A 10,977-nucleotide genomic window follows, 5' to 3' on the forward strand; every position below is an offset into this window, starting at 1 on the left:
ATTAAGTCGGCGGCCTGATTCTACTCCCCCCCAGTACCTGATACTACCCCCCAGTAGATTAATAGTGCTATGATTTTCCATGATCTTGTTAACCAGGTGTTGCCATGTCTCATACCATCCGTGATAAACAGAAACTGAAAGCGCGTGCCAGTAAGATTCAGGGCCAGGTTGTTGCGCTCAAGAAAATGCTCGATGAGCCGCATGAATGCGCTGCAGTTTTACAGCAGATTGCCGCTATCCGTGGCGCGGTAAACGGTCTGATGCGGGAAGTGATTAAAGGTCATCTGACGGAACACATCGTTCACCAGGGGGATGAGCTAAAACGTGAAGAAGATCTGGATGTCGTTCTGAAGGTGCTGGATTCTTATATCAAATGAAAGTGCCTAATATGGCCATAGTTGAGGCAATAAATAGAGGGACAAGTGACGTTAAGCTGAATTAGGGTAAATGGCGTGAGGACACACGCCATTAGAGGTTATAGTTTGATTAATTTTCGAAAAATTGCTTCACAGCCCAGCCACCATGACCACCAGGAGTTATGAATGAAACAAAACCTTTGTCATCGACGCTCTGGATTTCTACCGTCATTGATTCATCTAACACGCGACATTTATTGGATGTAATGAGACTCAGCATAGCCTGTTGGTCCTTGTCTTGGATGTAACTGATCATCTCGTAAAAGTCGGTTAACTTTTTACAGTTAAATGTACCTTCTTTAAGTGTTGCGCTGTCTCCGTGACTTAGTGCGAATGCATTTGGCATCATTGCCATAAAGATGACGGTAACGAGTAGTTTTTTCATTTTAGCCTCTTATAATTCAGAACATTCACTGATGTTGTAAGTGCCTTTTCTACCATCATCGTTTACGAGATGTAGCACGAAGATGATGGGATTGACATCAATGAAAGATACAGAGACGTTACCGCTTTCGGTGCTATACATCTTTGCAATCTGTTTTTCACCAATATATGAGAGATCCCAACTCACTCCGTTCAAGCTAAAATGCATCTGTTTGCCGTCAATGTCGATGGAGGATAGTGCCGTAACAGTTTTCCCATTGCTGCCAATTTGACCCTGCTGAAGAGCATCACATTTATAGGAGCTTGCATAAGTAGATAGAGGTAGTAGCAGAAGTGCAGCAAAAATTTTACTCTTCATATTTTCCCTTTGCTTGGATTTGAGTTACCTATTTTGGGGTAGTCATTATAAAACTATTAATTAGTAAAACGAACAAGTTTTCATTTGTTTAGTAATGGTATTGTTTAGGTTTGAAATTATTACGTACTTTCATAGCAATAGGTTGGATAAACAGCAGTTCAGGGAACAAGTTGCACTATCTACATACTTTTCCGCTTTCCATTGTATGTTAGGTAATAGATAGCCTTTGCCCGCAAGACTAAAAATATTAGAAATGACTCATTCGAATACCTTCTACTCACCTTTATATAGGTTTGATTATTGTAATATTTTAATGTGTCTTATGGATTTTTTCCCAACTTTTCATATTGCATAATATAGGGGGCACTGCATTCTCTTGAAATTAATTATTAAAATATTTAAGTTTTACAGCACACAACTATTTTTCGTTGTCTTATGTGTTGAACGTACTTCGAGTATAGGTAGGGTTGTATACATATTACGCGGGTAGAATTAGAATAGAGGAAGCATCATTTATAGAATATTCAAGGCCGTTAGCCTGTGATTAACAAATAAAAATATCAAATGGTATCGAGGCATATTTATCTATGAAAAATCCAGCCATCTATGATGAATTTTTTAGATCGATTTTAATTAAAGTACGATTATGATCCAATATTTAGTAAAGAATGGTGGTATAGAGCGTATCCCATGACACCGGAAAACGAATCTATGAAGTCCTTGTTTATCTCTATAAGAGGAAATCAACACCAATAAAATATAGTGATGTAACACATCGAGCAGGTTGCTCTGATGCTGGTCTTCAATTGTGGCTTAAACAGCTATCAAACTTCGTTATTATTGAGATGAAAGAATTATCTTTCTCAACTTTCAATCTCAAAAGGCTAGAGCAAATAGACCTTAATTATTCCACTCTCTAAACTTATCTCTTTATTTAAAGTAAAAATGAAAATATTATGGTATCAGCTACGTGGTGGTAACTGGTTTTTATGATCATAGGTACATATACAGGGAAACCTAGAAAACGAAAGTAATATATTGATGACTTCGTTTGTTATAACTTTGTGGTATCAAGTCCGGCGGCTTTGAGTCGCTCGGTAAGATTTCTCATTTTGCTGAACTCTGTACCAAAGCTGGCTTTAAGTCCTACACCTTCGCAAAACTCTTTTGCCGTGACGTTTTTCAGATGGTCAGCGTATTTGATCATCTGGAGGTGCATTTCCATTGTTTGGCTATTTCGTGGTGCGCTGCTAATGGCTTGCTTAATGTTCTCGTAGATCTGGGTTTCTGTCATTTTTTATCTCACCTATCAAATTTAGATAAATAATATAAATTAGCTAATTAAGATAGTCTATAGTTTTTACTATCTGAATGATGGGTGTGAATTGCTTCTTTTTCATTACTGATATGGGGTACACAGTGAAGAAGTAATGAATGGAGGTGAGCTTGCATCTGCAAGCCACTTCCCCTAATCTGGCACAAAATATAGAGATTCAACCAAACGACTCGGGGTGCCCTTCTGCGTGAAGGCTGAGAAATACCCGTATCACCTGATCTGGATAATGCCAGCGTAGGGAAGTCACAGACCATCAGGTCATTGCTTCTTCACGTTATGGCAGGAGCAAACTATGCAAGTCGACCTGCTGAGTTCCGCGCAATCTGCGCACGCGTTACACCTCTTTCACCAACACTCTCCCCTTGTGCACTGCATGACCAATGATGTGGTGCAAACCTTTACTGCCAATACCTTACTGGCGCTCGGTGCATCGCCAGCGATGGTTATCGAAGTCGAAGAGGCCAGTCAGTTTACGGCTATCGCCAGTGCCTTGTTGATTAACGTAGGCACACTGACGCAGCCACGTGCGCAGGCGATGCGGGCTGCCGTTGAGCAGGCAACACGATCACAAACGCCCTGGACGCTTGATCCGGTTGCGGTTGGTGCGCTCGATTATCGTCGCTGTTTTTGTCATGAACTTTTATCTTTTAAACCGGCAGCGATACGCGGTAATGCTTCGGAAATCATGGCATTAGCTGGCGTTGCTAATGGTGGACGGGGAGTGGATACCACTGACGACGTAGCTAACGCGTTGCCCGCCGCGCAAACTCTGGCACGGGAAACTGGCGCAGTTGTCGTGGTCACTGGCGAGGTAGATTATGTTACCGATGGTCGTCGCACCGTTGGCATTCACGGCGGCGATCCGTTAATGACCAAAGTGGTAGGAACTGGCTGTGCATTATCGGCAGTCGTCGCCGCCAGTTGTGCATTACCGGGTGATACGCTGGAAAATATCGCATCTGCTTGTCACTGGATGAAACAAGCCGGAGAACGCGCAGTCGCCAGAAGCGAGGGGCCAGGCAGTTTTGTTCCACATTTCCTTGACGCGCTCTGGCAGCTGACGCAGGAGGTGCAGGCATGAAACGGATTAACGCTCTGACGATTGCCGGTACTGATCCGAGTGGTGGTGCGGGGATTCAGGCCGATCTTAAAACCTTCTCGGCGCTAGGTGCGTATGGTTGCTCGGTAATCACTGCACTGGTGGCGCAAAATACCCGTGGCGTACAGTCGGTGTATCGTATTGAGCCTGATTTTGTTGCCGCCCAGCTCGATTCGGTGTTCAGCGATGTGCGAATCGACACCACTAAAATCGGTATGTTGGCGGAAACCGATATTGTTGAAGCGGTGGCAGAACGGTTGCAACGTTATCAGATCCAAAACGTGGTGCTGGATACCGTTATGCTGGCAAAAAGTGGCGATCCGCTGCTTTCACCTTCGGCGGTTGCCACGCTGCGCAGTCGATTATTGCCACAGGTTTCATTAATAACGCCAAACTTGCCCGAAGCTGCCGCCTTGCTCGACGCGCCACACGCGCGTAACGAACAGGAAATGCTGGAACAGGGACGTGAATTATTGGCGATGGGCTGCGGTGCAGTGCTGATGAAAGGCGGTCATCTGGATGACGAGCAAAGCCCGGACTGGCTGTTTACCCGCGAAGGTGAACAACGGTTTACCGCACCGCGTATTATGACCAAAAACACCCACGGCACCGGTTGTACGCTCTCTGCGGCGCTGGCTGCACTACGCCCGCGCCATACAAACTGGGCTGACACCGTACAGGAGGCAAAAAGCTGGCTTTCTGCGGCGTTAACGCAGGCAGACACGCTGGAAGTTGGCCACGGGATTGGTCCGGTTCACCACTTTCACGCCTGGTGGTGAGCACCGTAGTATAGCTGCTTTGGCATTTTTCAGCTTTTTCGCGCTGAAATTCAGGGATGAAACCAATGCAGCTAAGAATCGGCAGTCGAAAAAAATTCACCGCTTTGATATGCGCTCTGGGGCTAATTTCCATCGTTGCGATTCATCCCCGTCAGACGGTGAATTTTTTCTATTCGACAGCAATTCAGATTAAAGACTATATCCACTTTTATGGTTATCGCCCGGTCAAATCTTTTGCTATTCGTATCCCTGCCAATTACACCATTCATGGTATTGATGTTTCACGCTGGCAGGAGCGGATCGACTGGCAGCGTGTAGCAAAAATGCGCGACAACGGTATCCGCTTACAGTTTGCTTTTATTAAGGCTACGGAAGGCGAAAAGCTGGTTGACCCGTATTTTTCGCGCAACTGGCAAAGAAGCCGTGAAAATGGCCTGCTGCGTGGGGCGTATCACTATTTTTCTCCGTCGGTAACCGCTTCAGTTCAGGCCAGATTATTTCTGCAAACGGTGGATTTTGCCCACGGCGATTTCCCTGCCGTGCTGGACGTAGAAGAGCGAGGAAAATTATCGGCAAAAGAATTACGCAAACGGGTAAGTCAGTGGCTAAAAATGGTCGAAAAAAGCACGGGAAAAAAGCCGATTATTTACTCCGGAGCCGTGTTTTATCACACGAATCTGGCGGGGTATTTCAATGAGTATCCGTGGTGGGTGGCGCACTATTATCAACGTCGTCCGGACAATGACGGCATGGCCTGGCGCTTCTGGCAGCATTCCGACCGTGGACAGGTAGATGGCATTAATGGTCCGGTGGATTTTAATGTGTTTAATGGCAAGGCGGAGGAATTGCAGGCTTTCGTTGATGGCATTAAAGAAACGCCTTAAATAACCAGCAGTGATATACTTCCTCCAGACTCCCCGGCAGGAAAAAGATAAATGGAACAAGCGCATACCCAGCTTATCGCTCAACTGAATGAGCGTATTTTAGCGGCGGACAACACGCCGCTTTATATTAAGTTTGCCGAAACGGTAAAAAATGCCGTGCGCAGCGGGGTGCTGGAACATGGCAATATTTTACCCGGCGAGCGTGATTTAAGTCAGTTAACCGGCGTTTCGCGTATTACGGTGCGCAAGGCGATGCAGGCGCTGGAAGAAGAGGGCGTGGTGACACGTTCGCGTGGCTACGGCACGCAGATCAACAACATCTTTGAATACTCGTTGAAAGAAGCGCGAGGATTTTCTCAACAGGTGGTGTTGCGCGGTAAAAAGCCCGATACGCTGTGGGTTAACAAGCGAGTGGTTAAATGCCCTGAAGAGGTGGCGCAGCAACTGGCGGTCGAAGCGGGCAGTGATGTCTTTTTATTGAAGCGTATTCGTTATGTCGATGAAGAAGCTGTATCGATTGAAGAGTCGTGGGTTCCGGCGCATTTAATTCATGATGTTGATGCCATCGGGATTTCTCTTTATGACTACTTCCGCAGTCAGCATATTTTTCCACAACGTACGCGTTCCCGCGTTAGCGCCCGGATGCCGGATGCCGAGTTTCAGTCACATATTCAGTTAGATAGCAAAATACCGGTGCTGGTGATCAAGCAAGTGGCGCTTGACCAACAGCAACGGCCTATTGAGTACAGCATCAGCCACTGTCGCAGCGATCTATACGTTTTTGTGTGCGAGGAGTAGTTCCTCGCGCGTTGGCGCACAATCACCGCCGCGATGCCCGACAACCCACGACGCCACTGCATTGCCCAGTAATACGGCATCCGCCAGTGGCAGACCAGAGGCCAGCCCGGCAAGTACGCCACCTGCATGACTGTCGCCTGCACCAATGGTGTCTACAACTTGCGTTGGATATGCAGGAACGCAGCCTGACGTGTTGTCGCTGAAATACCATGCACCTTCTTTATCCAGACGAACGATCAACGGCGCGGCAAATTTCTCCTGCCATTGCTTGCCGAGTGTTGTTATCTCTGCGGATAAAGCAAAACGTTCGGCGGCAATCTCAGCCTCTTGACGATTGAGTGATACTAAAGGTCGACAGGCCATGAGCCGCGCAAGTAATGCATCCGGGATATCGCCAATACGTGGGCCAAAATCGATAAACGGCGTCACGTTTTTCAGCCCTTCCAGCCATTCCACTAACAATTCGCCGCAGGGCGAGGCCAGTTGATAACCGGAAAAATAGAGCAGGCTGCCAGGCGCAACGGTTAATCGCGCCAGCCATTGGCGATTCCACTGATTTTCCACACCACTGAACGACATAAACGTGCGTTCACCATCCGGCTCAACCAGCGCCAGACACCATCCGTTATCGCTCTTCGGCGTTATCGATCAGGCTGATTAACCCCTCTTTCGCCATCCGGTTGCGAATAATCTCCGCCCACACCCCCTGACCGAGCGGCAGGGCATTACCCGCTTCGATGCCGAGGCGCTTTAACGCCACGGCAATATTCAGTGCGCAGCCGCCAACGTTAACGCTCTGCTGTTTCAGCTCGATATCGCACCCGCGCCAGGGCAGGGCGTAAGCGTCGGCGATCACATCAATGACCGCCGCGCCAATCACCATAACCGGCTGACGCGTGGTTAATTCAGGCAGCAGCGTGTGTAATCGAGCGCCGCTCATACCGCCTCCCGTTGTTGGCGATACTTCGCCAGCGCTGTGGCATAGCGGTTGAAATCAAGCTGATTTACCGCGTCCAGTTCCGTCTTTAATGCAGAATCGATAGCGTTAACGCCATGCAACGCGCCACAAATTGCCGTCGCCATGGCTCCGATGGTGTCTGTGTCGCCGCCAAGGTTAGCGCACAGGACGGCGCAGCGATTCGGGTTGGTTTGTGCCAGTTCAACCAGCGCAATGGCGCATGGAACGGACTCAATAGTGCTGGTACCTGCGCCAACCACCTGATACAGCTGTTCGCTGGCGGATTCGGTGCCGTCGGCATTGCGCACAATTTTCAGCGCAATCTCCAGCCGCGCCGCCAGTGAGGCGCTGAAGGTGGTGATGCGTTTTTGCTGTGCATGTCGCGCAATTGAAGGCAGGGAATCAACAATCGTTGACCAGCTTTCTCCGTCAATGGCACGAGAAATTGCCCACGCGATGACTACCGCACCTGCAACCGCCAGATCGGATTTATGGGTCGGGCTGGACGCCAGCGCCACATCATCAATAAAGGAATCAACATCGCGCGCCGGAAGCAAACAACCTAATGGCGAGACGCGCATCGCTGCGCCGTTGGTCACGCCGTTGTTTTCCAGTTCAGCAACGGGTTTACCGTCGCGAATGGCGTTAAGCGCAATCTTCGAGGTCGGACCTAGCACGTTTTTGTTGAAGGCGTCGAAACGTAGCGCCCAGTCGAGAATATTACGCCCAATCAGATCCGGATCGATCTTGCCTTCACGTTCCAGCAACGCATCCGCCAGACACAGCGCCATCGAGGTATCGTCGGTGAATTCGGCGCGGTTAAAATAACAGGCCGCGTTATTCTCCTTTGGTCCAGGCAGAAAACGGTCAATCCAGCCAAAGTGTGCTTTAACGCGGCTGCGTGGCCAAAGCTCGGAGGGCATCCCCATCGCATCCCCTAACGCCTGCCCGTAAAGAGCACCGAGAATACGTTCTGTTTTCATTTAACTTCCCCTTGTGTCAACGCAATATCGCGATCATCGACCTTGATAGCCGTAATTTCGTTGTCGGATTCGCGGAAAAAAATCATGAACAGCACGGCGATAATGGCAATCATCACCGCGCCAAAAGTCCACATCCCGGCCCAGTTGAAGGTCAGCCCGTTTACCGGTTCCTGATAAGCAAACATCTTCTCCATCATCACACCGCCAAGACGATAGCCGAGCAAACTGCCGAAGCCCTGGCAGCAGAGCGTGATCAGCCCCTGCGCGGCGGTACGCATATGCACGGGGGCTTTTTTATCGACATAGATGTAAGCGGTAACGTAGTAAAAATCGTAACTTACGCCGTGCAGCAAAATGCCGAGGAACAGTAACGCGTAGGTAAAATATTCATCCGCACTACCGTAAATAAAGAAGCCATAACGGATCGCAGCGGTGACCAGACCAAGCAATAATACCTTTTTGATACCAAAGCGTTTGGTGAAAAACGGCAATGCCAGCATAAAGAAGATTTCAGAGAACTGGCCGAGCGTCATCCAGCCGGTGGCGTTTTTCATGCCGACTTCAGTCAGATAACCGTTGGCAAAGATGTAATAGAACGCCAGTGGCATCGCAAACAGGAATGAACAGAAGAAAAAGACGAGGAAATTTTTATCGCGCAGCAGGATCAGCGCATCCAGGCCGAGCATGACTTTAATGTCCATTTTGCCGGTGCTTTTTGGCGGAGTGTCTGGCAGGAATAAGGCAAACGCACCGAGCAATGCGGAGCTTCCTGCGGTAATTAACAGCGGAATATTGGTCGGTGAGATATCGTCATATCCCAGCATCTGAGGCAGGAATCCGCAGACCAGGCCAGAGGCAATCCAGCCTATAGTCCCCAGTACGCGAATGCGCGGAAAATCACGCTCCACATCCGGCACGTTGGCAAACGCGATACTGTTAGTCAGCGCAATGGTCGGCATATAGGTCAGTGAGTAGGCCAGCAGTAATGGGAAGAACCCGGCAAAAGTGGTCTGTTGCGCAGCGAAATACATCAGCACCGCACCGGCGAACATCAATACCGCCAGCACTTTCTGCGCCGAGAAAAAGCGGTCAGTGATGGAGCAACCAGAATAGGTGACAGTATCGCCGCAATGGCGGTACATGCATAGGACCAGCCAATTTCTCCGGCACTGAAACCGCTTTTACTTAGCCACAGCCACAATGGCACAAACCACGCGCCCCAGATAAACCATTCAACAAACATCATGAACGACAGCTTTGCTGTTGTTTTCATCTTTTAATTCCTTCATGACAGGTAATGTAAGGTACGCGCTGACAATACCACTTAACAATACCTTTTAAATACCTTTGCGGTGAAAGCTTGACCGCTGTAACACTTTTTCTGATGAATCGTGCCAACAGAAAACGCTGAAAAAACAGCCGAAAGATGGAAAAACTCGTCCGTAACGACCAGGATTATGATTGCCCGCAAAAGGTGGGCCAGGACAATCCATAGCCGATATCCAATCGGAATTTACGGGAGCATAGTAATGACAGATATTGCGCAGTTGCTTGGCAAAGACGCCGACAACCTTTTACAGCACCGTTGTATGACTATTCCTTCTGACCAGCTTTATCTCCCCGGACATGATTACGTAGACCGCGTGATGATTGACAATAATCGTCCGCCAGCGGTGTTACGTAATATGCAGACGCTCTACAACACCGGGCGTCTGGCTGGCACAGGATATCTTTCTATTCTGCCGGTTGACCAGGGCGTCGAGCACTCTGCCGGAGCTTCATTTGCCGCTAACCCGCTCTACTTTGACCCGAAGAACATTGTGGAGTTGGCGATCGAAGCGGGCTGCAACTGTGTGGCGTCAACTTACGGCGTGCTGGCGTCGGTGTCGCGGCGTTACGCGCACCGCATTCCATTCCTCGTCAAACTTAATCACAACGAGACGCTAAGTTACCCGAACACCTACGATCAAACGCTGTATGCCAGCGTAGAGCAGGCGTTCAACATGGGCGCGGTGGCGGTTGGCGCGACCATCTATTTTGGCTCGGAAGAGTCACGTCGCCAGATTGAAGAAATTTCTGCGGCCTTTGAACGTGCGCACGAGCTGGGCATGGTGACAGTGCTGTGGGCCTATTTGCGTAACTCCGCCTTTAAGAAAGATGGTGTTGATTACCATGTTTCCGCCGACCTGACCGGCCAGGCGAACCATCTGGCGGCGACCATCGGTGCAGATATCGTCAAACAAAAAATGGCGGAAAATAACGGCGGCTATAAAGCGATTAATTACGGTTACACCGACGATCGCGTGTACAGCAAGCTGACCAGCGAAAATCCGATTGATCTGGTGCGTTATCAGTTAGCTAACTGCTATATGGGGCGCGCAGGGTTGATTAACTCCGGCGGCGCTGCGGGCGGTGAAACCGACCTTAGTGATGCGGTGCGTACTGCGGTCATCAACAAACGCGCTGGCGGAATGGGGCTGATTCTCGGCCGTAAAGCGTTTAAGAAATCAATGGCTGACGGCGTGAAACTGATTAACGCCGTGCAGGACGTTTATCTCGATAGCAAAATTACTATCGCCTGATGTGCTTCATACGAACAGCACAGCCCCGTAGATACTGTTACGGCCTGCAAGTTTTTTCCTGGTCCAGTCTCCCGGATTGCAGGCATGCCAGACACAGCGCCGTCAGGCGCTGTTTTTTTCATCCCTTCCGCGATTTTACGCCGCTACCGGATTATGCCGTGACGCATCGAACGGCACGCCTGACTTCAGCACTCCATACGCCACCTGTGCCAGCTTGCGCATCATCGCGCCGAGAATCACCTTTCCTTTCTTGCCATTAGCCGCCAGACGGTCGCGGAACGCCCGTCCCCACTCAGTCTTACTGGTGGCTACCATTGCAGGCATATACAACGCCCTGCGAAGCGACACATGTCCGGCTTTACTCAACCGGTTTGCCCCTCTCACACTGCTGCCTGATTCA

11 protein-coding genes, 2 pseudogenes and 1 riboswitch are annotated in these 10,977 nt (G+C 49.3%); of the genes and pseudogenes, 6 read left to right on the forward strand and 7 right to left on the reverse strand.

All coding sequences use genetic code 11. The annotated features are described in order from the left end of the window. The first annotated feature begins 104 nt into the window (after positions 1-104). On the forward strand, positions 105-377 hold the full coding sequence (gene rcnR, locus AACU94_RS05885; RefSeq protein ID WP_000019944.1) for a Ni(II)/Co(II)-binding transcriptional repressor RcnR: 273 nt from the start codon (positions 105-107) through the stop codon (positions 375-377). Between the two features lie 109 nt (positions 378-486). Here the strand turns inward: rcnR and AACU94_RS05890 are convergent, their stop codons facing one another. From AACU94_RS05890 to AACU94_RS05900, 3 genes are all read right to left on the reverse strand, one after another. Continuing rightward, entirely contained in the window at positions 487-801 is a 315-nt protein-coding gene (locus AACU94_RS05890) for a hypothetical protein (protein ID WP_135404922.1), read from the reverse strand. Positions 802-810: 9 nt separating this feature from the next. Next, positions 811-1,158 (reverse strand): hypothetical protein, encoded by a 348-nt coding sequence (locus AACU94_RS05895; protein WP_135489096.1) that lies wholly within the window; start codon positions 1,156-1,158, stop codon positions 811-813. Between the two features lie 1,054 nt (positions 1,159-2,212). Then, a complete protein-coding gene (locus AACU94_RS05900; protein ID WP_032303346.1) occupies positions 2,213-2,452 on the reverse strand; it encodes an HTH-like domain-containing protein in 240 nt (79 codons plus the stop codon). Positions 2,453-2,655: 203 nt separating this feature from the next. Further along, positions 2,656-2,752: riboswitch (TPP riboswitch) on the forward strand. 34 nt (positions 2,753-2,786) lie between these two features. Between AACU94_RS05900 and thiM the strand changes: the two genes are divergently transcribed. The 4 genes from thiM (at position 2,787) to AACU94_RS05920 (ending at position 6,054) form a co-directional block, all read left to right on the forward strand. Next, positions 2,787-3,575 (forward strand): hydroxyethylthiazole kinase, encoded by a 789-nt coding sequence (thiM, locus tag AACU94_RS05905; RefSeq protein ID WP_135489097.1) that lies wholly within the window; start codon positions 2,787-2,789, stop codon positions 3,573-3,575. Further along, on the forward strand, positions 3,572-4,372 hold the full coding sequence (thiD, locus tag AACU94_RS05910; protein WP_135489098.1) for a bifunctional hydroxymethylpyrimidine kinase/phosphomethylpyrimidine kinase: 801 nt from the start codon (positions 3,572-3,574) through the stop codon (positions 4,370-4,372). Before thiM ends, thiD begins: the two co-directional genes overlap by 4 nt. A 65-nt stretch (positions 4,373-4,437) precedes the next feature. Further along, the gene (locus AACU94_RS05915; protein ID WP_135487560.1) at positions 4,438-5,256 is read left to right on the forward strand and encodes a glycoside hydrolase family 25 protein; all 819 of its coding nucleotides are present in this window, start codon (positions 4,438-4,440) and stop codon (positions 5,254-5,256) included. A 51-nt stretch (positions 5,257-5,307) separates the two neighbouring features. Then, on the forward strand, positions 5,308-6,054 hold the full coding sequence (locus AACU94_RS05920) for a GntR family transcriptional regulator (RefSeq protein WP_135489099.1): 747 nt from the start codon (positions 5,308-5,310) through the stop codon (positions 6,052-6,054). Here the strand turns inward: AACU94_RS05920 and AACU94_RS05925 are convergent. The 3 genes and pseudogenes from AACU94_RS05925 to AACU94_RS05935 all read right to left on the reverse strand — a co-directional run bounded on the left by AACU94_RS05925 (position 6,028) and on the right by AACU94_RS05935 (position 9,268). Beyond that, positions 6,028-6,994, reverse strand: a pseudogene (locus AACU94_RS05925) (carbohydrate kinase family protein). The gene AACU94_RS05920 and the pseudogene AACU94_RS05925 sit on opposite strands and share 27 nt — an antisense overlap. Beyond that, positions 6,991-7,995 carry an ADP-ribosylglycohydrolase family protein gene (locus AACU94_RS05930; protein WP_130257553.1) on the reverse strand — a complete coding sequence of 335 codons (1,005 nt, stop codon included), beginning with the start codon at positions 7,993-7,995 and terminating at the stop codon, positions 6,991-6,993. The pseudogene AACU94_RS05925 and the gene AACU94_RS05930 overlap by 4 nt, the downstream one beginning before the upstream one ends. Further along, positions 7,992-9,268: pseudogene (locus tag AACU94_RS05935) on the reverse strand (nucleoside permease). Before AACU94_RS05935 ends, AACU94_RS05930 begins: the two are co-directional and overlap by 4 nt. Positions 9,269-9,524: 256 nt before the next feature. Between AACU94_RS05935 and fbaB the strand changes: the two are divergent. Continuing rightward, positions 9,525-10,577, forward strand: coding sequence for a class I fructose-bisphosphate aldolase (fbaB, locus tag AACU94_RS05940; protein ID WP_000129551.1), 1,053 nt, complete (start codon positions 9,525-9,527; stop codon positions 10,575-10,577). 135 nt (positions 10,578-10,712) lie between these two features. On the opposite strand, the gene AACU94_RS05945 is transcribed toward fbaB, so the two are convergent. After that, positions 10,713-10,977: transposase (locus AACU94_RS05945; protein WP_167856181.1), on the reverse strand; the 265-nt coding region annotated here is incomplete at its 5' end.

Origin of the sequence: Escherichia sp. E4702 (assembly GCF_963883545.1) — a bacterium.
GTDB lineage: Bacteria > Pseudomonadota > Gammaproteobacteria > Enterobacterales > Enterobacteriaceae > Escherichia.

Coding starts and splice junctions, on each gene's coding strand:
- rcnR (WP_000019944.1), top strand. CDS start 105: ATGTCTCATACCATCCGTGATAAACAGAAACTGAAAGCGCGTGCCAGT.
- AACU94_RS05890 (WP_135404922.1), bottom strand. CDS start 801: ATGAAAAAACTACTCGTTACCGTCATCTTTATGGCAATGATGCCAAAT.
- AACU94_RS05895 (WP_135489096.1), bottom strand. CDS start 1,158: ATGAAGAGTAAAATTTTTGCTGCACTTCTGCTACTACCTCTATCTACT.
- AACU94_RS05900 (WP_032303346.1), bottom strand. CDS start 2,452: ATGACAGAAACCCAGATCTACGAGAACATTAAGCAAGCCATTAGCAGC.
- thiM (WP_135489097.1), top strand. CDS start 2,787: ATGCAAGTCGACCTGCTGAGTTCCGCGCAATCTGCGCACGCGTTACAC.
- thiD (WP_135489098.1), top strand. CDS start 3,572: ATGAAACGGATTAACGCTCTGACGATTGCCGGTACTGATCCGAGTGGT.
- AACU94_RS05915 (WP_135487560.1), top strand. CDS start 4,438: ATGCAGCTAAGAATCGGCAGTCGAAAAAAATTCACCGCTTTGATATGC.
- AACU94_RS05920 (WP_135489099.1), top strand. CDS start 5,308: ATGGAACAAGCGCATACCCAGCTTATCGCTCAACTGAATGAGCGTATT.
- AACU94_RS05930 (WP_130257553.1), bottom strand. CDS start 7,995: ATGAAAACAGAACGTATTCTCGGTGCTCTTTACGGGCAGGCGTTAGGG.
- fbaB (WP_000129551.1), top strand. CDS start 9,525: ATGACAGATATTGCGCAGTTGCTTGGCAAAGACGCCGACAACCTTTTA.